The sequence below is a fragment of the Paraburkholderia ginsengiterrae genome, from assembly GCF_001645125.1.
In the GTDB taxonomy this organism is placed as follows: Bacteria; Pseudomonadota; Gammaproteobacteria; order Burkholderiales; family Burkholderiaceae; genus Paraburkholderia; species Paraburkholderia ginsengiterrae.
Genome location: NZ_LXKA01000087.1, coordinates 119,254 through 142,264 on the forward strand (window position 1 = coordinate 119,254; position 23,011 = coordinate 142,264).

At 60.4% G+C, this 23,011-nt stretch carries 23 protein-coding genes and 1 pseudogene; 13 read left to right on the plus strand and 11 right to left on the minus strand.

Annotated features, from left to right (window positions below):
• Nucleotides 1-24 precede the first annotated feature (24 nt).
• Together A6V37_RS06705 and A6V37_RS42770 are read right to left on the minus strand one after the other, a co-directional pair.
• Nucleotides 25-615: pseudogene (locus tag A6V37_RS06705) on the minus strand (NADPH-dependent FMN reductase).
• A gap of 435 nt (nucleotides 616-1,050) precedes the next feature.
• Nucleotides 1,051-1,182, minus strand: a complete 132-nt coding sequence (locus A6V37_RS42770) for a hypothetical protein (RefSeq protein WP_278185299.1) — start codon at nucleotides 1,180-1,182, stop codon at nucleotides 1,051-1,053.
• Between the two features lie 451 nt (nucleotides 1,183-1,633).
• Between A6V37_RS42770 and A6V37_RS06710 the strand changes: the two genes are divergently transcribed.
• Nucleotides 1,634-2,242, plus strand: coding sequence for an RNA polymerase factor sigma-70 (locus A6V37_RS06710; RefSeq protein WP_064271179.1), 609 nt, complete (start codon nucleotides 1,634-1,636; stop codon nucleotides 2,240-2,242).
• The gene (locus A6V37_RS06715) at nucleotides 2,223-2,432 is read left to right on the plus strand and encodes a zf-HC2 domain-containing protein (protein WP_208607851.1); all 210 of its coding nucleotides are present in this window, start codon (nucleotides 2,223-2,225) and stop codon (nucleotides 2,430-2,432) included. Before A6V37_RS06710 ends, A6V37_RS06715 begins: the two co-directional genes overlap by 20 nt.
• 56 nt (nucleotides 2,433-2,488) lie before the next feature.
• Here the strand turns inward: A6V37_RS06715 and A6V37_RS06720 are convergent, their stop codons facing one another.
• Both A6V37_RS06720 and A6V37_RS06725 read right to left on the minus strand, forming a co-directional pair.
• Nucleotides 2,489-2,779: a DUF1272 domain-containing protein gene (locus A6V37_RS06720; RefSeq protein WP_064271177.1), complete on the minus strand. Its 291-nt coding sequence runs from the start codon at nucleotides 2,777-2,779 to the stop codon at nucleotides 2,489-2,491.
• Between the two features lie 133 nt (nucleotides 2,780-2,912).
• Nucleotides 2,913-4,289, minus strand: a complete 1,377-nt coding sequence (locus A6V37_RS06725; protein ID WP_064271176.1) for a GntT/GntP/DsdX family permease — start codon at nucleotides 4,287-4,289, stop codon at nucleotides 2,913-2,915.
• A gap of 225 nt (nucleotides 4,290-4,514) precedes the next feature.
• Between A6V37_RS06725 and A6V37_RS06730 the strand changes: the two genes are divergently transcribed.
• A complete protein-coding gene (locus tag A6V37_RS06730; protein ID WP_064271175.1) occupies nucleotides 4,515-5,498 on the plus strand; it encodes a sulfonate ABC transporter substrate-binding protein in 984 nt (327 codons plus the stop codon).
• A gap of 48 nt (nucleotides 5,499-5,546) precedes the next feature.
• On the opposite strand, the gene arsC is transcribed toward A6V37_RS06730, so the two are convergent.
• Nucleotides 5,547-5,906: an arsenate reductase (glutaredoxin) gene (gene arsC / locus A6V37_RS06735; RefSeq protein ID WP_064271174.1), complete on the minus strand. Its 360-nt coding sequence runs from the start codon at nucleotides 5,904-5,906 to the stop codon at nucleotides 5,547-5,549.
• A gap of 870 nt (nucleotides 5,907-6,776) precedes the next feature.
• Between arsC and parA the strand changes: the two genes are divergently transcribed.
• Nucleotides 6,777-7,439: a ParA family partition ATPase gene (parA, locus tag A6V37_RS06740; protein WP_006047459.1), complete on the plus strand. Its 663-nt coding sequence runs from the start codon at nucleotides 6,777-6,779 to the stop codon at nucleotides 7,437-7,439.
• A 25-nt stretch (nucleotides 7,440-7,464) separates the two neighbouring features.
• On the plus strand, nucleotides 7,465-8,523 hold the full coding sequence (locus A6V37_RS06745; protein ID WP_064271173.1) for a ParB/RepB/Spo0J family partition protein: 1,059 nt from the start codon (nucleotides 7,465-7,467) through the stop codon (nucleotides 8,521-8,523).
• Nucleotides 8,524-8,590: 67 nt separating this feature from the next.
• On the opposite strand, the gene A6V37_RS06750 is transcribed toward A6V37_RS06745, so the two are convergent.
• Nucleotides 8,591-9,937 carry a replication initiation protein gene (locus A6V37_RS06750; protein ID WP_064271172.1) on the minus strand — a complete coding sequence of 449 codons (1,347 nt, stop codon included), beginning with the start codon at nucleotides 9,935-9,937 and terminating at the stop codon, nucleotides 8,591-8,593.
• A 2,116-nt stretch (nucleotides 9,938-12,053) separates the two neighbouring features.
• Here A6V37_RS06750 and A6V37_RS06755 point away from each other — a divergent pair.
• A complete protein-coding gene (locus A6V37_RS06755) occupies nucleotides 12,054-13,259 on the plus strand; it encodes a DNA-binding protein (protein ID WP_064271171.1) in 1,206 nt (401 codons plus the stop codon).
• A gap of 72 nt (nucleotides 13,260-13,331) precedes the next feature.
• On the opposite strand, the gene A6V37_RS06760 is transcribed toward A6V37_RS06755, so the two are convergent.
• From A6V37_RS06760 to A6V37_RS06770, 3 genes are all read right to left on the minus strand, one after another.
• On the minus strand, nucleotides 13,332-14,414 hold the full coding sequence (locus tag A6V37_RS06760; protein ID WP_064271170.1) for a tyrosine-type recombinase/integrase: 1,083 nt from the start codon (nucleotides 14,412-14,414) through the stop codon (nucleotides 13,332-13,334).
• Nucleotides 14,415-14,471: 57 nt separating this feature from the next.
• The gene (locus tag A6V37_RS06765) at nucleotides 14,472-14,870 is read right to left on the minus strand and encodes a DUF2471 family protein (RefSeq protein WP_064271169.1); all 399 of its coding nucleotides are present in this window, start codon (nucleotides 14,868-14,870) and stop codon (nucleotides 14,472-14,474) included.
• A gap of 116 nt (nucleotides 14,871-14,986) precedes the next feature.
• Nucleotides 14,987-15,625 (minus strand): helix-turn-helix domain-containing protein, encoded by a 639-nt coding sequence (locus A6V37_RS06770; RefSeq protein ID WP_064271168.1) that lies wholly within the window; start codon nucleotides 15,623-15,625, stop codon nucleotides 14,987-14,989.
• A 149-nt stretch (nucleotides 15,626-15,774) separates the two neighbouring features.
• Between A6V37_RS06770 and A6V37_RS06775 the strand changes: the two genes are divergently transcribed.
• Both A6V37_RS06775 and tdh read left to right on the plus strand, forming a co-directional pair.
• Nucleotides 15,775-16,974: a glycine C-acetyltransferase gene (locus tag A6V37_RS06775; RefSeq protein WP_064271167.1), complete on the plus strand. Its 1,200-nt coding sequence runs from the start codon at nucleotides 15,775-15,777 to the stop codon at nucleotides 16,972-16,974.
• Nucleotides 16,975-16,987: 13 nt separating this feature from the next.
• Nucleotides 16,988-18,019 (plus strand): L-threonine 3-dehydrogenase, encoded by a 1,032-nt coding sequence (tdh, locus tag A6V37_RS06780; RefSeq protein WP_064271166.1) that lies wholly within the window; start codon nucleotides 16,988-16,990, stop codon nucleotides 18,017-18,019.
• Between the two features lie 98 nt (nucleotides 18,020-18,117).
• Here tdh and A6V37_RS06785 read toward each other — a convergent pair whose 3' ends face one another.
• Complete coding sequence (locus A6V37_RS06785; protein WP_064271165.1) at nucleotides 18,118-18,768, minus strand: YceI family protein; 651 nt, start codon at nucleotides 18,766-18,768, stop codon at nucleotides 18,118-18,120.
• Between the two features lie 110 nt (nucleotides 18,769-18,878).
• On the opposite strand from A6V37_RS06785, the gene A6V37_RS06790 reads away from it, so the two are divergent.
• The 3 genes from A6V37_RS06790 (at nucleotide 18,879) to A6V37_RS06800 (ending at nucleotide 20,777) form a co-directional block, all read left to right on the plus strand.
• Nucleotides 18,879-19,568: a TetR/AcrR family transcriptional regulator gene (locus A6V37_RS06790; RefSeq protein ID WP_082902876.1), complete on the plus strand. Its 690-nt coding sequence runs from the start codon at nucleotides 18,879-18,881 to the stop codon at nucleotides 19,566-19,568.
• Nucleotides 19,569-19,577: 9 nt separating this feature from the next.
• Nucleotides 19,578-20,057, plus strand: a complete 480-nt coding sequence (locus A6V37_RS06795) for a nuclear transport factor 2 family protein (protein WP_064271164.1) — start codon at nucleotides 19,578-19,580, stop codon at nucleotides 20,055-20,057.
• A 201-nt stretch (nucleotides 20,058-20,258) separates the two neighbouring features.
• On the plus strand, nucleotides 20,259-20,777 hold the full coding sequence (locus tag A6V37_RS06800; protein ID WP_064271163.1) for a hypothetical protein: 519 nt from the start codon (nucleotides 20,259-20,261) through the stop codon (nucleotides 20,775-20,777).
• Here A6V37_RS06800 and A6V37_RS06805 read toward each other — a convergent pair.
• A complete protein-coding gene (locus tag A6V37_RS06805) occupies nucleotides 20,743-21,546 on the minus strand; it encodes a YkgJ family cysteine cluster protein (protein WP_064271162.1) in 804 nt (267 codons plus the stop codon). The two genes, A6V37_RS06800 and A6V37_RS06805, sit on opposite strands and share 35 nt — an antisense overlap.
• Nucleotides 21,547-21,780: 234 nt before the next feature.
• On the opposite strand from A6V37_RS06805, the gene A6V37_RS06810 reads away from it, so the two are divergent.
• The gene (locus A6V37_RS06810; protein WP_064271161.1) at nucleotides 21,781-21,963 is read left to right on the plus strand and encodes a hypothetical protein; all 183 of its coding nucleotides are present in this window, start codon (nucleotides 21,781-21,783) and stop codon (nucleotides 21,961-21,963) included.
• A gap of 348 nt (nucleotides 21,964-22,311) precedes the next feature.
• Nucleotides 22,312-23,007 (plus strand): DNA alkylation repair protein, encoded by a 696-nt coding sequence (locus A6V37_RS06815; RefSeq protein WP_064271160.1) that lies wholly within the window; start codon nucleotides 22,312-22,314, stop codon nucleotides 23,005-23,007.
• Nucleotides 23,008-23,011 lie beyond the last annotated feature (4 nt).

Consider the following 23,011-nt stretch of genomic DNA (forward strand, 5'->3'; position numbering starts at 1 on the left):
ACTCGCCGCCGCAGCGCGTCGTCGTCAGGCGGCCGCAAACCGCTTGACCCACGCCACGTAGCGATCCATGAACGTTTGCAGGAGTTTGCGCGTGCCCTCGTTGAGGATCTCGCCTTTCTCGTTGATCACCGCCGCGTCGTGCTTGATGAACACTTCAGGCTAACCCAGCGTGGCGACGTCGAGATAAGCCAGCACGTTGCGCAGATGCTGCTGCGCGAGCGCCGTGCCGGTCGCGCCGAGCGACGTGCCGATCACGGCGCCTGGCTTGTTGCCCCACGAATCGGTGCCCCACGGGCGCGAACCCCAGTCGAGCGCGTTCTTCAGCACGCCGGGCATGGAGCGGTTGTATTCCGGAGTCACGAACAGCTGGCCGTCGGCGGCTTCAATGCGTTGCTTCAACTGCTTGCCGGCCTCGGGGTAGTCGGCGTCGTAGTCCTGGCTGTAGAGCGGCAATGAGCCGATATCGATGAATTCGAACGTGAAATCGGACGGCGCGAGTGAGACCACGGCGTGCGCCAACTGCCGGTTGAACGACTCGCGGCGCAGGCTGCCGACGACGACTGCAATGTGATGGGCCGTGATTCGCTTCCTTGTGGATAGGCGCTGGACGCGCATAAGGGTACGAACTGCCCATCATAGGCAATAGCCGGTTGGACCGCGAAGGCGACTGTCGAAACACGGGGATTCAATTATTGGGAAACAGACGGCGATCGACTTGGCGGTGGATAACCCTTCACCGCCAAAAGTTATCCACAGTTTTTCTGAATAACCTTGTGGATAACTGATACTTTTGCCTTGTCAATCAAGCGTGCTTTCGGCCTGAAATGTTTTGAGGCAAACGGGCGCGCTTCGCGTATTCGCGGTGGCGGAAGTCCGACCGTTGGGAAGAAATGACCGGCAAGAAGGGCGCTGGGGAGCGAATTTACCTTGTCGCAGGCGCGGCACGGACGCACGAGAATCCTGGAAAAACAAAAAAGGGCGCCAACATGGGCACCCTCCTTTTTGATTTCGACATAGTGTCGCGTCGGCGGACCTGCGCCCGCCCACTGATCAGTTGCCGAAGAACACGTTGCAGTACGATGCCGGGCCGTTGCATTGCGACGGAGCCGCGGCGTGAGCCGAGCCGGAAGCGGCTGCAAACAGGGCGACGGAGGCGATCAGGGCGGAAAGAATGCGTTTCATGGTGCTACTCCTCTTCAGCGTGTGGTTCGCGATCGGGGCCGATCGATGGAGAGGAGAATAGCGATTCAGTGTCCGCCTACAAATATCACGAACAGTAAGATTTTCTTGCAGAAAGTGAAACAGTCGGAATGCGCGCCGAATACAGGTTTGCCGCAACTCCGGCAGCACTGCTGGCGCTCATGGCAGTGCTCATCGAGCACTTCGGCAGGCGTGGTTTCAGTTTTCGCAATAATATGTTGTAGTTGTCATAAGCACCCGGCACAGCACGACTAAGCACATCAAGTCATCGCTTTCTGGCGGGCATATGTTCAATACCAATTCGCTTGCGCACGCACTCGCGGGAGAATGGGGCACGAGTCCCAAACCCACGCAAGGAAACTCACTTGCCTATGAGCCACGAAGATTCGCGCGAAAGCGCCCGGACAACGCCGCTGTACCGACGGAGCGGGCCATGGCGCAAGTAGGCGGGCCGGCGCTCGACGATCCCGTCTATCTGACGCAATTGCGGCGCGACCTGGTGCGCTTCGCCCGGCTGCAACTGCGCGACGCCGCAGCTGCCGAAGACGCCGTGCAGGAAGCCCTCGCCGCGGCATGGACGCAAGCCGACCGGTTCTCCGGGCAGTCGGAGCACAAGACCTGGGTGTTCGGCATCCTGCGGCACAAGCTCGTCGACACCCTGCGCGCCCGGCAACGCACGGTCAATTTGTCGGCGCTCGAATCCGAACTCGACGGCGAAGCGCTGCTCGATCGCGAACTGTTCCAGGACAACGGCCACTGGTCACGCGAGGCCAAGCCGCGGCCGTGGCCGACGCCTGAAACCGCGCTGCGCCAGCAGCAGTTCTGGACCTTGTTTGAGATGTGTCTGGAACATCTGCCCGAACACATCGGGCGCGTGTTCATGATGCGCGAATTCCTCGATCTCGAGACCGAAGCAATCTGCTCCGAACTGCAGATGACCGCAAATCATTGCAGCGTGCTGATCTACCGTGCGCGGCTGCGCTTACGCACTTGCCTGAGCGAAAAAGGCCTGTCCAGCGAGGATGCGAATGGGGAAGTGTAAGCACATCACGCGTTTGTTGTCCGACTCGCTCGACCGGCGCCTCACGACCGGCGAATGGGTCGCGATCCGGCTGCATCTACCGACCTGCAGCGGCTGCCGCAACTACCGCAAGCAGATCCGCCTGCTGCGCGCGGCCGCGCGCACGGTGAGCGGCATTGCGACGCCGGATGCGGGGAACAGCGAGGATTGAAGCGCGGCACGCAAGCGCGGGCTTTTTCGCGCGGCGCACGCATGCAACAGCGATGTCTAGCGCTCGCAGGGAGGCGTGTCGCGATAGCGCTCGAAAAACCGCGCGTGGGACGCGTCGTCGATTGAAACGGGATGCCGTTCGAGGGTCGCCGGATGCTTCTCGAGCTGCGCGCGCGTGCGGATCGGCCGATGCTGGAAATTACCGCCGCAATTCGGGCACACGTTGCGCAGCGTAGTGAGTGCACACACCTCGCAGAACGTGCATTCGTAGGTGCAGATCATCGCGTCGGTGGCATTCGGCGGTAGCGCTTTGCCGCATCCTTCACAAGACGGTCTCAATTCAAGCATCGTGGCTCCGGGTTTCAAGGACGGCGAGGCACGGGCAGCGCCTCGCTTGCGGCGCAGTGTAAGCGGCGCGGACGATCCGGAGAGGACAGGCAGGCATCAATTCCTGCCAATTTCGCCGAAGCCTGTCCCGCCGTCACGTCAGCGCTGTCCACAACACGAGCGTGAGTGCGAGGCCGACGACGGAGACGATGGTTTGCAGGACCGACCAGACCATCACGGTCTGCTTCAATTGCAGACCGAAATATTCGCGCACCATCCAGAATCCGGCATCGTTCACATGGCAGAAAAACACCGAGCCTGCGCCAATGGCGAGCGCCATCAGCGAATTGTGCGTCGTGCTGAGGCCGGCGACGACCGGTGCGACGATACCGGCCGTCGTGGTAGTGGCGACGGTTGCCGAGCCGGTCGCCTGGCGCAGCGCGACGGCGATCAGCCAGGCCAGCAGAATCAGCGGCATGTGCGCGCCGACCGCGATCTTGCCGATCGTCGTGCTGATGCCCGCCACCACGAGCGCCTGCTTGAGGCCGCCGCCCGCGCCGATGGTTAGCAGCAGCGCGGCGATAGGCGGCAAGCTTTTGCGCAGAATCCCGCCGACGCGCTCGCGCGCCATGCCGCGTGACCACCCCAGCGCCACAATGGCGAACAGTACGGTGAGGCCGAGCGCAACCAGCGGCTCACCCAGGAAATTCAGCGTATTGAACAGGAAAGTCTCGGGTTGCAGCAGCAGCTTGGCGACCGTGCGTCCCAGCATCAGCACGACTGGCAACAGGATCGTGATAAGCGAGATCGCAAAACCCGGCGGCTCCGCGGTGTTCTGGTGTGCGGTGAACAGTTTGCCCAGCTCTTCCGGCTCGGCCACATGCATCCGTCTGGACAGCCACATGCCGTAGAGCGGACCCGCGAGAACCACTGCGGGAATCGCGACGATCAGTCCAAGCCCGAGCGTCAGGCCGAGATCGGCGTGTAGCGCGCTCACGGCGATCAGCGGACCCGGATGCGGCGGCAGTAGCGCGTGCAGCGTGGTCATGCCGGCCAGCGCCGGAATCGCGATCCGCAGGATCGGCTGCTGCGACCGGCGCGCCATGACGAAGATGATCGGCACCATCATCACGAGGCCGACTTCGAAGAAGAGCGGCAAGCCGATGATCAGCGCGACCGCCGCCATCATCCACGGCAACGTGCGCGGCGTGGAGTGCTTGAGAATGGTCGAGACGAGCCGGTCGGCGGCGCCTGATTCGGCCATCAACGCACCAAGCATCGCCCCGAGCGCAATGATGATGCCGACATCGCCGAGCAATGCGCCGGCGCCTTTGCTGAATGCGCCGGCCACGGCCTCGAGCGGCAGGCCGGCGGAAAAACCCGCCGCGAACGTGCCGACCAGAATCGACAGGAACGGCGCGAGCTTCAGCACGCTGATGAAAACGATGATCAGCGCGAGCCCAAGCACGCACGACAGGATCAATTGGGTGTCGTGGGATGACCACGGCGCGAGTGTTGTTGTCAGATGCACGGCGTCCCTTTTCTATCGATTGACGCAGCCGTGGCCGCGCGTGGTTGACGAATTGTAGCGAGGCGGAGTGGTTCGGCGCAGCAAGGCAAGCGGACAGCGACGCGACGTGTTTCGCCCGCTTGTGTCATTTGCTTATGCGAATTAATCGGTTCGTCCAGGCTTGCAGACGAATTATCGTCGGAATCAATCGGTCCGCTTTGCGTCCGTCTTTTTAACGAGCCCTTCATGTCCCGTCTTCCGCTTACGCGCCGCGCGTTCATTACTGGTGTCGGCGCGACGCTCGCCGCCGCCACCTTGCCTGTCGTCTCGACTTCCGTTTTTGCCGCCGACGCGCGCGCCAAGGAATTTCGCATCGGTTACCAGAAATCCGCCAACACATTGGTACTGCTCAAGGCACACGGCACGCTTGAAAAGCGGCTCGCTCCGCTCGGCATCACCGTCAAATGGACCGAGTTTCCTGCGGGGCCCCAGATGCTTGAAGGACTGAACGTCGGCGCCATCGACTTCGGTTATGTCGGCGAGGCGCCACCGGTGTTCGCACAGGCCGCGGGCGCGAATTTTGTCTACGTCGCGTACGAAGTCCCGACGCCGCATGCCGAAGGTATTCTCGTGCATCACGATGCACCGATCAAAACGCTTGCCGATCTGAAAGGCAAGAAAATCGCCTTCAACAAAGGTTCGGACGTTCACTGGTTTCTGGTCGCCGCACTGAAGAAGGGTGGCGTGCAGTACAGCGAGATCCAGCCCGTCTTCCTCGCGCCCGCGGACGCTCGTGCGGCCTTCGAGCGAGGCGCCATCGATGCCTGGGCGATCTGGGATCCGTTCCTCGAGGCAGCGAAGCGGCAATCGAACGCACGCTTGCTCGCGGATGGCGAAGGTATCGTGAACCATCACCAGTTCTTTCTCGGCGCGCGACCGTTCGTGCAGCAGAACAGCGATGTGATCGCCATCACGATGGACGAAGTCGGCAAGGAAGGCGAGTGGGTGCGTGGCCATTACGGCGAGGCTGCCGCGCAGCTTGCTCCCATTCAGGGGCTCGACGCCGGCGTGATCGAGGCAGGCTTGCGGCACTATGCACACATCTACAAACCCATCGACGCGAACGTACTTGCGGAACAACAACATATCGCCGATACGTTCAACGAGCTGCGCATTATCCCGACGAAGATCGTTACGCGGGATGCCGCATTGCCTGGCGCAAAAGTCTAGATTGCCAGCGTGGAATTCGTTTTCGATCTAGTCGTTCCTTTGTGACATTTACGCAAATAGCGCGGCGACGTTTTCCGGCGGGCGGCCGATCACGGCTCGCCCGTTTCGCACGACGATCGGCCGTTGCAGAAGGATGGGGTGCTTCGCTAGTGCTTCGTATAACTGAGCGTCAGTCAACGCAGCGTCGGATAGATTGAACTCTTTGTATTCGGCTTCCGTGTCGCGAATCATTTCACGGACTGGGCAGCCTAGTTGCGCATTGAGTTGCTGGAGTTGCGCAGCGGTGAGCGGCTGCTTCAGATATTCGACGATTTCCGTTGCCTCGTTGGCGTTGTTGTAGGTGCCGGTAATCAGCTCGCAAGTGGCGCGGGATTTTGAGCAGCGGGGATTGTGGTAGATCGTGATCATGGCTTGTCTGAGATGGTGATGGGTGGACGCGTGGGCTGTTCGGCCTTGCTTGGCGTTGGCGGGATTTTAGCGGGTGCGGCAGGTGTCGGACGGCGCTTTGTGCGGGTGCGTGGGGTGCGTGAGAGTTGATGACTATCTGGCTACGGGAATAGGGTGGCCGGCGCTGGACGCAGCTTAATTTTGCGTCGGCCGTTCGTCGATCTACGGACAGACGCTAACGCTTTATGCGCATAAATCGGCCGTTATGGCACCGGGGGTTATCCGGTTCAACAAGCGTCGCCAGTCGCGCTGTGTTGCATAGCATGCGGCCCACAATATCCCTGTCGATCAAGAGCTAGCATCCCTCTCGCCTGCACCGCCGAGCGCGGTGATGATGTGTCTATCCGCAACGCCAACTCGCCCCGGTTACCGACACGCGCGTAGGGCATTCCTTTGAGAAGCCTTTATGCGCATAAAGTCCTGCCCCTCCTCTTATCGCTGGGGTCCCCTTCCCCTTTGTGCCCATACCAGCGTCGCCGAGATTCGCACGGACTAGCACGACCCTATTGGGCAGACACGTACGTTCGCAGGGATCGGATCGACCTTATAGAGCACGCAAGGACATTCGCAGCAGCAACGCCCAGATGCCCCCAGCGTCGGGGACATCCGAAGCACCCCAAAAGCCAACTATTTCTGGCGCCCTCTAGCCACCGTGGACACGCCAGCGTTCAAACCTGGCTCGCCCGCAGATGCCTTCACCTTCCCACCTCCAACCTTTATGCGCATAAACCTATCCCGAACGGTTAATCACTCTCGTGTTTACACAAAAACGATTGAAATACAAATTCATCCAGGTAAAATCCATTTGCGTCTAAAAAGAGGAGGTGAAGATTGGCAGCAGAAATCATCGCGGTAACTCAGCAGAAGGGCGGGGTCGGGAAGAGCACAATCGCGATGCACCTCGGCGCTGCGTTTCATGAGAAAGGCAAACGCGTCCTCGTCGTAGACGCAGACGGTCAAAACACACTGATTCACTGGGCCAGTGCCTCATCAGACGGCGACACGGGTATCCCGTTTCCAGTCGTCAACCTATCCGAAGCGGGCAGCCAGATTCACCGCGAGATCAAGAAGTTCGTAGCTGACTACGACATCATTGTTGTCGACTGCCCCCCCTCCATTACCGAGAAAGTCTCCGGCGTCGTTCTGCTGGCAGCGAGTGTGGCGGTCATCCCGACATCGTCCTCACCTGCTGACTACTGGTCGAGTATTGGTTTGGTGAAACTCGTCCAGCAGGCGCAGGTGATGAACGAAGACCTGCGCGCAGTCTTCCTGCTCAACAAGACCGAAGAGAAACGGATGCTGACGCGCGAACTGAAGCGTGCGTTGGAAGAGCTCGGATTCCCGTTGCTCAAAACCCAGATCCCAACACGTGAGGCCTACAAACAGGCCATGGCGTTGGGACAGACAGTGCTTCAGATGAGCGATCGCGGCGCCAAGCTTGCCGCCATCGAAGTACGGGCGTGCGCGAATGAGATCGCCGCCTTGCTCCCGTGAAATTTATGCGCATAAAGGACCCTGAATGAAACCCTCCCAATTCGCCAAAGGCTTTCAAGCACGTCCTGATTCGACCAGCAGCGAAAAGCGAACCGCGCTCGATCGTCTGAATGCGATCGATGGCCTGGTCAAGAATGGCCCCAAGAGCAGCGACGCGGCAGCACGCACTATCGCAGCTGTCTTGCCGCAGCAGTCCATGACGGAAGCCGACGCCACCGACACAGCCAACGAATCGGCGGCTTACCGTGCGTGGCGGATGGAGCACGGTTATCGGCCGGGACAGGTTATCGAGCTCGCGCTCAAAACCATCAAGCCGAGCCCCTTCAACCCGCGGCACTTCTATCTGAAGTCGTCGATTGCCGAACTCGCAGTCAATCTGGCGAAGCAGGGACAGCAGCAAGCCATTCACGTGATCCCTGATTACGATAACCCCGGCAGCTACTTCGTCAGCGACGGCGGACGGCGAGTGCGGGCGTTGAAGGAAGCGAACAAGGAATCGGTCAAGGCGATCGTCATCGATCTGCCGATCGGCATCCAGAGCTACAAGCTCGGCTACGACCTCAACGTCCAGCGCGATTCGCAGACGGTCTTCGACAACGCGGTGGTCTGGAGACGCTTTCTCGACGACCGGCATTTCCAGAGTCAGAAGGAGCTTGCCGAACATCTCGGCCTGGACGAGTCAACTGTGGCGGTCGCTTTGTCGATCGCCAAGTTGCCCGAGGTGGTCATGCACGAGATGGTCGCGCGACCAGACCGTTTTGGTTCGAACATGGCGTATCAGGTGGGTCGCTATCACACAGCCCGCGGCGCCGACGCAACCCTGCGCCTGATCAACAAGATCGTCTCCGACGATCTGAGCACGAGGCAAGTCGCGGACATCGTCAAAGGCCGGGCGAGCCCCCAGGAAAGTGCCAAACCCGCGGGCCGGCAACGCTACGCTCAGCGTCTGGAGATCAAACTCGACGGCGTGTCGGTTGGCGATCTCAAGTCGTATGGGGATGATCGAATCGAGCTGCGGCTGAAAGGGCTCACGCGTGAAAAGCGTGACGACATCCTGCAGCAGATTGAAAAGATGTTGAAGTAAGGCGGACTGAAGCAGCAGTGAGGGCGGGGCAGCGCGGCAACGGGCAGTAGCCGCCGCCCCCAGCTAATTACGCCGCGCGCGATTGGCTCAGCGTGAAGGCGAGCAGGTCACCATCGGTCGGCTCGCCCCAGGTTTTGCGAGCCAGCCAGTCGAAGAACGCCGTCTCGACGATCTTCGAATCCAGCCCGCGGCGACGCCAGTCGTCCCGCATGTGTGTGCCGAGTCCCGGCAACTCAGCCTCTTCAAACGACTGCCGCGCGATCTCCCGCTCGGACTCACCCTGTTCGTCGTACAGCTCGCGTGCTTCCTTGCGGCGATACGCCGAGTATTCTCCCAGCAGGCGGGCCTTGAGGTCGTCGGCCGGCGCGGCAATCGCGGCCTTGCCGCCACCCGACGGAAGCGCTTCGACCGGCGGCGCATAGCCTTTTTTCAACGCGTCCTTGAACAGTGCCGGCGCGCTGCGCACCGGCGGCAACGACGTGCTGCGCATGCGCTGCTCGGTCATCTGCAAAGCGGCGCGAATGCGGTTTTCTTCGCTGTCCGCGTACAGCGTTTGGGCTTCCTTCAGCGGGATGCCGATCTTCACCATCCGGTCGACCAGCGTGCTGTCGAACACGTTCGGATGTTCGTCGAGTGCGAGCATGGGCTGCTTGCGCTCGGTCACGCGGAACTGGATCTCAGCGACGCGCCGGCCTTCCCGATGTTCGATCAATTCGACGAAGATGTTGGTGACGGCGTTGACCTCGGCGATGGCCGGGCGCAAATAGTCACGCTTGAAGTACTTGTACTCGCGCTTTGCTTCATCCCCGGCTTCCGTGTCCGGCGTGCCGGAGAGGATAGGGCGCCACCACTCCCACGTCTCGCGCATCGTCAGATGGCTCGGGTTGGTCAGATAACGCACGCAAATCTCGTAAAGCGCGAGCCCCGCGCTACTGCGCAACTGGCTCTGGAACTGGAGACTCAAGCGAGCATACTGAACCGGATCGAGCAGCTTCTTCTTGATCTTCGGCGCAAACGAGAATTCCACCCAGACGCGACGGGTGGTGGGGTCTTCGAGAATTTCCGCGTCGGCGATCAGCGTGGAAATGCCCCATTTCCGTCCGGGCTTCTGACTGGACGTGCCGCTGCTCCATTCGACCTGCACCGAAACCATACGCCGCAAGTGTTCCTTGACGAGGGCAGTATCGTTGGAGTCGAACGCGGAATTTGCAACGATGTCGGACAGCAACGCCCGATAGGTGTCGCCAGACTCGTCAGCTTGCTGCGCCACGGCGAGGAGCACGTTGAACAGCTTGCGCGTGAGGAGCGTAATCTTGCCGCTTTTGGGCTGAATCGCGATTGCCTCGACGGCTTTGCGTAATTCGGCCGAGCTCGGGCTGACTACATCGGTCTTCTTCGCGCGCTTCGTGGCCATGCGTCTGGTCGAGGAGGGATTTGGCGAGAGCATACCGGCTGTGGTGATAGGCGTCTATAGCGTGGATCTCACCATTCGCGGTGAAGTGAGTTTACGAGGCACAACTCACCTCGAGCCACTCCCGAAAACCCTCACCTCTGCGGTTTGGCACCAGGTTCAGAGCACCCTTGCAGGCCGCGGGCCAGGCAAAATCAGACCCATTTCGCTTCACGCCCGAACAGAAGACAACCCATCCCGAATCTTCTCACCTCAAAAAAATTCCTGATTTTTTCGGTTCCGCACCTGGCATCCGCGGTGCGGTCGCGCCGGATCAGGTTAGAAGAGACGCGTCGCACGTTTTTGAAGCACGGCGCAAGAAATGAGTCGAGGTTTAGCGTTGAGCTGCGATACGCGGACAATGGAATCGAGATCGCCGCGCCTGTCAGCCCCTCCACGACGCAGGCTTTGTCAGGAGGGCATAGCGCCCGCCAGCGCGCTCCAACCGAGAACACCATAGGCAACGGGCCAGACATGGCCCGGACTTCAGCGAGGGCCGTCAGCGCACACGCAACGCGCGGGCCACGGCGTAGCCAAATCGGAAGCGCGAGCGGACGACGGCAGATTGCCGGCACCTGAACGCGCAATTCGGACTCGAGGAAGTGTCTTCCCATTGCTTCGAGGCCGCGCGCTCCCTCTCCAAACGTTCGCCGTAGATAGGTAACCAAGGTCTCCTGACTCATAAGTCCGGCCGCCTCCCCCCGAATAAGCTCACCTTAGTGCAGGCGAAACGCTTGAAATGGCAAGGTCTCCAGACATGTAGGGTCCCAAAACCGTCGATATATCCTCCCGAAAGTCCTCACCTTTGACCTTCCCGACGGTTTCCACGCACCTCAAAACATACCTCCCGAAAAGCCTCACCTTTACATCGCACCAGATAATTATTCATCATTTTCAATAGCTTACGATCACAGCCGTAGCGACCTCCCACGAGACAGCTCCCGTAAATCCTCACCTCAACCCACATTAAGGTGAAATTCTGCACTTCCGATCGCCGCGACAAACGTCCCGAAAAACCTCACCTTTTGAATTCGGCGGGCGCAGAAGCGAAACTGGTACGGTCGCGTCAGCAGGGCCTTTCCAGACCGCAATCGCCGATTTGATCCTGTATTTCCTCACCTTAGCGATCACAAAGCCCTGAAAAGTCTCCTGAAAATACTCACCTTTCGGTGGAATCCGGCATATTTCGCGTGGCGCGCATCGCGCCTGGTCGTCGCTCCCGAATTTCCTCACCTTTCCCAGTCCGGGACCGACCAACCGGGGGCGTCGGCAGGTGAACAGCCGCTCGAGCGCACTTTGGCTCCCGCAAAGTCTCACCTTAAGCACCTGAATGCACGGAAATAAGGCAAAAACGCCCGCTCAGCCCTGTAAAGTCTCACCCTCGGTACGCGTTTTCTCCCGAATTGACTCACCCATGGGGTTTACGCGCCCCCAATAAGGCCAAAAACGATGCCGCAAGCCGGTCCCGAAAGCCCTCACCTTAAGCCGCGCCGGCCTCGGAACCGAATGTCGAGCGCTGCCGGGCGATCCCACGGGCTGGAGTCCTGCAAAACCTCACCTTTGGTCAAACCACACTTTGGGAGGGGTTCCTGAACCCGCTCACGTTCTGTCCCGGACCCGCTCACCGAGGCCCCCGAACCCCGTCACCGAACATTCCCGCAAGACCTCACCACACCTCCCGAAAAGCTTCACCTTCCTCCTCTGAAACGCCCGCCAGATAAGGCTTTGCGTTGGCGTTAACGTTTTTAACAAGGGTTCAAGGGTGTTTACTTTTATTACTCTCTAGAATTTCCCCCCGTGCGTCCTTCGGACAAAGCCTTCCCACCCAAGATGCCAACAACTGGCGTCCGTGAAACAGTGCACGATCGTGGGAAAATCTCTAAAAACTCTTTCGCAACAAGACCTTATTGGCTATTCTTCGTTTTGTTTCACGGAAAAAACCGCGGAACGCAAATCTGCGAACCCTACTTAGGCACGTAAACACGCCGATCCGTCCATTTCCATCTCATAGCAACATTTGCGTAGCAAACAGTACGTAAATTGTTATGATTAATCCAATTCGAGCGACATCGAGGTATACATGAATCTGGATCAGGAACGGCAAGCCATTCGAAATGAGCTTGAAGCGCTGCGCGCCAACGGGGCGCGGCGGCAAGAACTTTCGCAGCACGCATGCAAGCGGCTCTTTTTTGATCTGGGTATCCGTCCGTCCATGGCCACCGTCCGGGATCTGACTCAGACCGGCAGCGCGAGCGACATTCCGAAAGACATCGACCATTTCTGGGAACGGATCCGCCATGTGTCGCGGGTAAAAGTCGGCGCCGGTGCCATTCCGAAAGCCCTGGAAGATCGCGCCGGCGAACTGCTTGGCGCACTTTTCGAAGAAGCCGTCGTCCACGCACGCACCACGCTTGAGGACGAACGCGAGCAAATTCGCGCCCAGATATCCGCTGCGGATCAACGTGCACGCGACGCGGAGATTCGCCAGCAAGCATCAGAAGATGCAATCCGGCGCAGCGAACTGCGAGCCGAGGCCGCGTGGGAACGCGTTCGCACGCTCGAAACCGAACTGTCGAACTCCACCACGCATGGCAATGCCCATCAGGAAAACCTGCAGACAACGGTGCGCCGGCTCGATCACGAAAACGAGGCGCTTCGACAGCGTCTCGATAACGAACTGGCGAACAACGCAACGCTGCGAGACCGAATCGACGCATTGCACGTCGAAATGCGCCAAAGCACGGAACACTATGCGCAACAGATCAAGGACGCCATCGCCGAAGCCGAGCGGCGCGTGAAGCCCATGCTCGTCGAACTCGATTCCTTGCGCAGCATGGCCGCCACGTATCAGTCGGGCGTGCGCGACGCAAGTCGCAAGGAATTCGAGTTCATTCAGCAAATCGCCGCGGCCAAGGCACGCGGCGACCGGCTCGACGCGCAGCTGCGCGAGCAATCAGATGAAGTGGACGCGCTGACGAAACAGGTCACCGTGCTGCGCGGCCAGCAAGGTATTGATCCTGCGATCGCAAATCTGCTCTGCGCGCTGGTCGAGGCTGGCCGGCTGACGGGGGACGAAATGAAGATGATCGGCACGGCGGCGGACGGTCATGTCGCTTTGCCGTCGCGGTGCCCCAAATGCCAGGAAGGTGAACCAGAGCTGTCGCAAGTGGATCACCGTTTCGAATTGCAATGCCCGGAGTGCGATCACTCGTCGGGGCTCGGCGAATCAAGGCTGGAGGCGGTTAGCCGCTTCCTGTCGAACGACCCGGTTGCAGCGTCCGCATAGCGGATTGGTGCGTTGCAATAGCGGACAAAGTGCCAAAGGTGAGGAAATGCGGGACTATAAAGGTGAGGACATTCAGGGCTCGCCAGCTCCCGTTTTCCTCCTCAACCGCCCGTCGCGCCTAGGTGCAGGCAACGGCGCGGCGGCCGGATCCGGTACATCCGCGGCGGGTGAATCCTGCTGATCCATCCAGTTTTGCCATGCGCGGTACAGACGGTTCGCCGATACGGCCTGTACAAATCCCAGCCATTGGCCAACCAGTTCGGCCTCTACCCCACTCTCGAACAGATCCGCGGCGAACGTATTGCGCAATGTTTGTGGACTGGCGCGCGACGCACGCGACGCGGCGATTCCGGCGCCTTCGGTCAAGGCGTCGACCGCGCGCAGCATGGTGGCTTTGTGCATCGGCCGGCCGGAGGGGGATGCGGGGAAAACCAGATTGCCCGCCAGCTCCGCAAGACGCCGTTCCGCGAGCCACGCGTCGAGAATGGCCGCTGCGAAAGGTGTGAGCCGGGTGCGCCGCGTCAGCACCGGATTGGCCGACTCGATTGTCACCCATGGCGATCCTGCAGTCACGCAACTAACCGAAAGTGCAGCGGCCTCGCCTGTTTTCAGGCCGCCGCCTAAAAACACAGCAATCAACGCGCGGTCGCGCCGCTCCCGCCAGCGCTGCGCCACCGACAAGGCCGGCAGCGGCGAAAACAGATGCGCGATCAATGCGGTTCGTTCGGCATGGTTGAGAAAGCCGGTCGGTTCGTTGTCGCGCGCGTTTCGCCACGCTGCTTCGCCATCCTGAGCAATGAAGCGTGCTGGATTGGTCGGCGCGGATTCGATTTCGCGCACATGATCGAGTACGCGTTCGATCAGCCGCAAATACCTGACGCGCTGCGTTTTTCGGACATCGAGCCCGGCAACGAAGTCGGCAATGGTTTGAGCGTCGACGGTGACCAGACTCTTCTGGCGCATGCCGAGCCACTCGAGAAAAAGTCCCCATTGCGCCTGGTAGACCTCCGCGGACGACCGCCGGAAATGCTGTTTGGCAAGCCAGGCGTCGAAAGCGATCTGAGGGTCGCGACGCCAGTCTTCACGCTGCTGATCGAAGAGATCGGTGGAAACCGCGGGACGTGGGACCGGGTCGGTCAGATGAGGAGGCGACATGGGCTATATTCCGTTAGTTGCGACTATTGTATGTCGCAACCGCCCGAAATACAGCCCTCAGCCGCCCCACGCCCGCGCGCGTTTCGTGGACGGGATCGCCGACGACTGTTGTGCAGCGCGGCGAGCCGCCGCTTCGTAGGCAATGACCGCGAACGCGAACACCGCCGGCAAAGCGGTGGACGTGCCGAAGTCCACTGTCTCATCGGTTTCCGGATAAGGCAGATCGGACGGTCGTTGGAATAGCCCCAGCATAAGCGCGTCGTGCCGGCTCGCGAAGCCGAGATCCGCCAGCGCTTCAGCTTCGATCGCGTGGAGCAGGCGCCACGTGAGCGGCACCTGTTGCACGATGTAGCGCGCGGCAATATTGCGCACGATGCGTTCGAGATCGCGCGCCGCGGTTTGGTAGCGCAACGCGGCCAGAGCATGCTCGGTTGAGTGGGTTGTCAGGTCGGTCATGATCGGCTCCAGTCGATACCCTGTACTGTACAAATATACAGTGTCTGGCGCAACCTCGGCCATCGTGCTGAATCCGCCAACCGCCGGTCAAGGGGCGCTTCGAGCCGCGCCGCAAATCAGCCGTGAATCACCACCAGCAAGGCTTTCGCCTCGCTTTTCCCGGCGTTGCGGATCGCGTGCGGTTCGTCGGCGACATAGCGCGCGGTGTCCGCGGCCTTGAGCCGCTTCGTCGTGCCGGCCGCCTCGATTTCGATCGATCCCTGCAGCACCGTCAAATGCTCGCGCGTGCCGGGCTCATGCGCGTTCGACACCAGCGCCCCGCCCGGCTGGAGCGTCAACTCGTACCACTCGAACTTGCCGGCCAGTTCGATCGGCCCCCACACGCGCAACTGGTACTTGGCGTCGTGTCCGCTTAATGTAGGAATCTCGTGGGGACCGGAGACGGCGATCGCCGCCGGCGTCTTTTGCGGTGCGAACAGCGAATCGAGGCTGACGCCGAGCGCGTTGGTCAGGCGCCAGGCGACCGCGATCGTGGGATTGGCCTTGTCGCGTTCTATTTCCGACAGCATCGATTTCGACACGCCGGCCGCGCGCGACAGATCGTCGAGTGTCATGCGTCGCTCGGCGCGCAGACGCTGAATCTGCTCGCCGACACGCGGCGGCGCAGCGATTGCGGGAGCCACAGTGGCGCCTGGGATGGGTGCCGCGTTGGCCGCGGCACGGCGGATACCCGAACTTGCCATTTTCTGACCCATCGTTTAGAGTTGTTCGACATACCGGATTTTAGTTCGAAAAAACGAAAATATCCGATAAAACTGACAGCCGACTATAACAGGCCGCCTCGTGGCCGCGCATGCGGAACATGCTGACACGGGCGCCTTTACCCATTTCAGGAGTCTGGTTCATGCGCGACCAATACCTCGCCCATCTGCGCGGCACCCTCGAGCAGATCCGCGCCGACGGCTTTTACAAGAACGAACGCGTGATCGCCAGCCCGCAGTCGGCTGACATCCGCCTCGCCAACGGCACGAACGTGCTGAATTTCTGCGCGAACAATTATCTCGGTCTCGCCGGCGACGCACGGCTGATCGAAGCCGCGAAGCAAGGTCTGGATACCGACGGCTTCGGCATGGCGTCCGTGCGTTTCATTTGCGGCACGCAAACCGTGCATAAGGATCTGGAACAGGCGCTCGCCGCGTTCCTCCAAACCGACGATTGCATCCTCTACTCGAGCTGTTTCGACGCGAACGGCGGTTTGTTCGAAACCCTGCTCGACGAGAACGACGCGATCATTAGCGACGAACTGAACCACGCCAGCATCATCGACGGCGTGCGGCTTTCCAAGGCCAAGCGCTTTCGCTACAAGAACAACGATCTCGCCGATCTCGAAGCAAAACTGAAAGAAGCGCAAGCGGCCGGCGCACGCTTCACATTGATCGCGACCGACGGCGTGTTCTCCATGGACGGCATCATCGCCGACCTCGCCGGCATCTGCGATCTGGCTGACCGCTACGGCGCGCTGGTGATGGTCGACGATTCGCACGCGGTGGGTTTTGTCGGCGAACACGGGCGCGGCACGCCGGAACATTGCGGGGTGCTGTCGCGCGTCGACATCATTACCGGCACGCTGGGTAAAGCACTGGGCGGCGCATCGGGCGGTTACGTGGCCGCGCGCAAGGAGATCGTGGAACTGCTGCGCCAGCGCTCGCGTCCCTATCTGTTCTCGAACACGCTCACGCCGAGCATTGCCGCCGCCTCGCTGAAGGTCCTCGAGCTGCTGGCGAGCGACGAAGGTGCGCAGCTACGCGCACGGGTGCGCGAAAACGGCGCGCATTTCCGCAGCAAGATGAGCGCACTCGGCTTTACGCTCGTGCCGGGCGAACATCCTATCATTCCCGTCATGCTCGGCGACGCACTACTCGCCTCGAAAATGGCGGACGCGCTCCTGAAGGAAGGCGTCTACGTGATTGGCTTTTCGTTCCCGGTGGTGCCCAAAGGCCGCGCGCGCATCCGCACGCAGATGAGCGCCGCGCATACGCCTGAACAGATCGACCGTGCGGTGGATGCATTCGCGCGCGTCGGCCGTGAACTTGGTGTTATCTGATCCGGAGCCGCAGATGAAAGCATTGGCAAAACTCGAACGCGCGCCCGGCCTCACGCTCACGGACGTCAAAAAACCTGAAGTCGGCCACAACGACGTGATGATCCGCATCACGCGCACGGCGATTTGCGGCACCGATATTCACATCTGGAAGTGGGACGATTGGGCACAAAAAACGATCCCGGTGCCGATGCATGTCGGCCACGAATACGTCGGTGAAATTGTCGAGATGGGGCAGGAAGTCCGCGGCTTTGCGATCGGCGACCGGGTGTCGGGCGAAGGCCATATTACTTGCGGCTTCTGCCGCAATTGCCGCGCGGGGCGCCGGCATTTGTGCCGCAATACGGTGGGCGTCGGTGTGAATCGTGAAGGCGCGTTTGCCGAGTACCTGGTGATTCCCGCCTTCAACGCGTTCAAGATTCCTCCGGAAATCTCCGACGACCTCGCCGCGATTTTCGACCCGTTCGGCAATGCCACGCATACGGCGTTGTCGTTCAATCTGGTCGGCGAAGATGTGTTGATCACCGGTGCCGGACCGATCGGCATCATGGCGGTGGCGATCGCGAAACACGTCGGCGCGCGCAATGTTGTGATTACCGACGTCAATGACTATCGGCTCGAACTCGCGCGCAAGATGGGCGCGACGCGCGCGGTGAACGTCTCGCGCGAATCGCTGCGCGACGTGATGGCCGATCTGCACATGACCGAAGGTTTCGACGTCGGGCTGGAAATGTCCGGCGTGCCGAGCGCGTTCACCGGCATGCTCGAGGCGATGAACCATGGCGGCAAAGTCGCCTTGCTCGGCATTCCGCCCGCGCAGACCGCGATCGATTGGAATCAGGTGATTTTCAAGGGCCTCGAAATCAAGGGCATTTACGGCCGCGAGATGTTCGAGACCTGGTACAAGATGGTCGCGATGCTGCAAAGCGGCCTGGATCTTTCGCCGATTCTCACGCACCGTTTCAAGGTCGACGACTATCAGGAAGCGTTTGCCACCATGCTGTCCGGCGCGAGCGGCAAAGTGATTCTCGATTGGACGGCCGCGTAAGGTGATCCGCTAAGGCGTGCTGTTGCGGATCGCAATTCACGGTCCGCCTGCGCAGCAGAAATTGCCTCACACCGCCTGACCCGACGCCCGCACCGCGCTCACGCGCCTGCGGGCGTTTTAGCGAACTCGGCCTGAATGTGCACACGAATATCGTCACCGACGGCCGGATACCACGTCGCCAGGCCGAACTTCGCGCGGCTGAAATGCCCCTCCGCCGAAAAGCCGAGTGTGTCTTTTTTCGTGAGCGGATCGGGAGCGAAACCGTTGAACGTGACATCGAGCGTCACCGGCAGTGTGACCCCATGTATCGTCAGATCGCCGGTCAACGTGCCGCGCGCGTCGCCGGTGCGCTCAAAACGGGTGCTGACGAAGCGGATCTCCGGATAGCGCTCCACGTCGAGCATGCTGGCACTCTTCACCATCTTGTCGAGTAACGGCACATTTGTATCAATGCTGGCGGCGTCGATCGTGATCGACGTCGTGCTCTTCTCCAGACCGCCCTCATTCCAGTCGAGCTGCCCCTTCTTGCGGTCAAAGCGCATCGCGAAGCGCGAATACCTGAAGTGGTCGATGTCGAAGGTAATGCTGCAATGATCCGGATCGAGATCATAGCGGCCGGCCGGCACGCGCGACTCGTTCTGGCTCACCGTATGCGTGAGTACCTGAATCGGCGTGCAGGCCGCCGCTGTCAGCAAGGCTGTGCAGAGCAACGCGCGCGCAAACGCCGCGCGCAGAATCGGTGAGTTCATGGAGTTCGTTCCGGTTGATCAATCGTGATCACGATAGCAGTTTGCGTAGTTGGCTCGCTAATGTGCGGAAGCTACTTGACGAGTGAGAACGACCGTTCTAGCTTTCTCTTATGGACACGGACATTCACGACGTAGCCGTTACACCCGGCAGCGCGCGCGAGCGGCTGCTGGATGCGGCTGAAGCATTGATTTACGCCGACGGCATTCATGCCACCGGCGTGGACGCGATCGTCAAGCAATCCGGCGCGGCACGCAAAAGCTTTTACACGCATTTCGAATCGAAAGACGCGCTGGTCGCGGCCGTACTCGACCGGCGCGGCGAACGCTGGATGAACTGGTTTATCGCGGGCACGCAACGGCACGGCAAGACGGCGCGCAAACGCCTGCTCGGCATGTTCGACGTACTGCGCGAATGGTTTATGTCAGACGACTTTCACGGCTGTGCGTTCCTGAACGCGTCCGGTGAAATCGCCTCTGCGGACGACCCGATCCGCGTCATCGCACGCAACCATACGGAGCATCTGCTTGCCTTCGTGCGATCCCAATGCAATGAATTTGCGGCAGAGTGTCATATGGATGCCCGTCGCGCCGCGCGCCTGTCGAGCCAGTGGCTGATTCTGCTCGACGGTGCGATCTCCGTGGCGCTGGTGAGCGGCAAGGCCAATGCCGCGCTCGACGCACAAGCCGCGGCCCAGGTTCTGCTCGATGCGGGGCGCGCAAGCGGCCAGGTCCGTTCGCTGATCTTGCAGGCGGGCGCGCACGCAAACAAACGCCATTCCGGCGAACCGCAATCTGATTGAGGAATTTTCATGTCTGACCCGATCGAAACCCGCCCGCCGTTGCCGCCTTTCACGCGCGAATCCGCGATCCTGAAAGTGCGCGCCGCGGAGGACGGCTGGAATACCCGCGACCCCGAGCGCGTTTCGCTTGCCTACACGCCGGACAGCGTATGGCGCAACCGTGCCGAGTTTGCGCGTGGCCGCGCGGAGATAGTCGGCTTCCTGCGTCGCAAGTGGGCAAAGGAACTCGACTACCGGCTGATCAAGGAATTGTGGGCGTTTACCGGCAACCGTATCGCCGTGCGCTTCGCCTACGAATGGCACGACGATTCCAATAACTGGTTCCGTTCGTACGGCAACGAAAATTGGGAATTCGACGAACACGGGCTCATGGCTTACCGTCACGCCAGCATTAACGATTTGCCCATCCGCGAAACCGACCGTTTGTATCGGTGGCCGCTCGGCCGCCGTCCCGATGATCATCCGGGCCTCTCCGATCTCGGACTCTAGCCTGTCACGGTGAACGCAAACCGCGCGTTCACCGCTCCCCCACCGGTTCTTGCGTCGAGGCTGCCGGGCACGTCTTGTGCCCGCGCACCTGAGCGTGTCCTCAACATCGTGTGTGCGGGTTGAGGTACAGTGCGCGACGGACGACAAGCAAGCTACCCAGACCATAAATGACGCCGGCGCTCGACCGGTGGCGGAGAAGACATGCATTTTCGGCAGATCAACAAGAATATCCGGCGTACCGCAGTGGCGCTCGTTGCCAGCCTGGCCGCCGCGTCCGCCGCTCATGCGGGCAACTGGTGCGAGGGGGGAATATGGGCCGACGCCATGCTGGGTTCGTATCACATCAACCCCGACCCCAATACCCATTTTGAACAATTCAATCCAGGCCTTGGCGTCGAATGCTGGCTCAACAATCAATGGGCGGTGACCGCCGGCGGCTTTCGCAACTCATTGCGCCGGCCTTCTTACTACGGCGGCGGTGTCTGGGCGCCGGAATTCGCGCACTGGGGCATCGTGCGGATCGCGGCGATCGGCGGGATCATCTCGGGCTATAACTACGGCAACTGGGGCTTGGGTCACGACCATACGATCGGGCCGGTGGTCGCGCCGATCGTGATGGTGGAGTACAAGCGCGTAGGCGCGAACTTCATTGTGATTCCACCGATCCCATCAGATCACCTTCCGTTCACGATCGGGTTTCAGGCGAAGGTGAAGTTTTAACAACAACATCGTCCGGGAAAAAGCCGAGGAACTCGGCGGCTTTGTCTTCCCACGTCGACGTGCTCAATGCGACCGCATCAACTGAATGCAAAGCATTGGCAGTGGCTTGCCGATTCGAGACAAATCCCCACGAACTCGGCGCAGCTGCCGTCACCAGTCGCACTGACTCGAGCGCCTTCTGGAGACTGGCCTGGTCCGGGGTGTGAACGACGAACCCCTCGTTGCTCAATGCCGCGCTGTTGATGCCGAGCGCCTGACAGAGCGCGGACTTGGCTTCTACTTCAGCGGCGTCCGTGTTGCGTGATTCCGTGATCAGCGCGGCGATTTGCGAATCGACGATTTTTCCTTCTCGTAACAGTGGGGGGCCGGCGTCTGTCCACGCCTCTGGCGGACAGGCTTTCTGTCCTACGTCCATTGAAATGAATGGATTAATTTCTGCCGGGTAGATGCGGCAGACCAAAGGCCGGCTTTCGTAAGCTCCGCATCGCATGTCGTCGAGCAGATTCGGACACGGGCCGTCGAACGCCGCAACAATGACCACCACCACTCGTATGGGCAGAGAACCGCTGGTGGCGGGAAATGAGCGGCGGCGCTTGTGCGCCGCGACCAGATTGTCCGGCGGCGGCTCCTCCGGCCACGGAATCGCCTCGACAAATAGCTGAACCTTGTCGCCTCGCCTCAGCCATGCGATTGATTCAGACACCGTCAACGGCAACCGAAGGTTGTGACAACATTTGCCGCACATCGTGCAATTGAAGTTGATATCCATCCGTCAGAATCCTCAGCCTACCTGCCCATTCAAATATCTCACCGCTGTCTGGCCAGCCGGGGAGCAGGCGAGCGGTCAAACAAGGCGAGTCGTTGGTGTTAGTCGGTGTCGGCGGGAAAAACTGACAGCAACTCCAAAATAAGTTTTTTAGTGACGCATGCTCGCCAGGCGTAGATAGGCATGTCTCGACTACGGCTCTGCTCATGTCGATCTGGTCCTGTTTGGAGATTCCAGGTGAACAGCGTCTTTGCGATCAACGGTGAGGAATTCCAGGAGATGGCTTCGTTGCGATCAAAAGGTGAGGAATTCCAGGAGATGGCTTCGTCGCAATCAAAAGGTGAGGAATTCCAGGAGATGATCTTATCCCGGTCAACGGTGAAGCTTTCCAGGAGACGGTTCAAATTCGTCGAGCGGTGAGCCGTTCCAGGAGCTGAACGGCACCTTACCTACCTATGAGAACGCGCCACGGTGAGGAGTTCCAGGAGATCACACGCAAAGGTGAGCGATTCCAGGAGGTGAGACACTACCACACCGGGTCCGCACCTGCCAAAAGGTGAGGATTTCCAGGGAATTCTCGTCATAGCCGCCGACGGTGAAGCGTCGAGCACTGAAACGACTCACCCTGACAACCCGATAGGTGAGAACATTCGGGAGACGTCGAGGTGAGAATATGGCTACCTGTCCGCGCACTTTAAATGCAAAGGTGAGAGAATTCGGGAGCACAGAACCAGACCTTCATCGGCCTCTCCACGTCCGTCAAACTCAATGACACCGAAAGCCTTCGCAAAGGAAATCAAGGCGGCGCTCTCGCCGCACGGCGACCCGGACCGTGCGCTGGCAATGCGCGCCTACATGCGCGGCCAGTTCGAGTTCATCGGCGTGCCGACACCGCTGCGGCGGCAGGCGGTACTGCCGGTATTCAAGCAACTGTCGATAGACAACGCCGGTCAACTGCTGGCTTACGCCGATGTCTTATGGGCGTTGCCGGCGCGTGAATACCAGTACGTCGCCACGGATTTACTGGCGCGCAAATGGAAGACGCTGGCGACAGCGGATATCGCGCATCTGTTAACGATGGCGCAGCACGCTTCCTGGTGGGATTCGATCGATCCGCTCGCGGGCGTGGTTGGCGACGTGGTGAAAGCGGCGCGAGTCGATACGCCCGGCGCACAGGCGACCATGGATGCAGCGCTTCAGCACGACTCGCTGTGGGTGCGGCGTATCGCGATGATTCATCAGCTCGGCTGGCGCGAGCACACGGATGAAGATCGCCTGTTCGGTTACGCTCGTGCACTTGCCGCGGAAAGTGACTTCTTTATCCGCAAGGCGATTGGCTGGGCCTTGCGGGACTACGCCTGGCACGCGCCCGACGCGGTGAGCGGCTTTCTGTCGGCCTCACGCGATCTCATGTCGCCGCTCACCCTGCGTGAGGCATCGAAGCATCTGCCGCCCATCCGCTGATGCT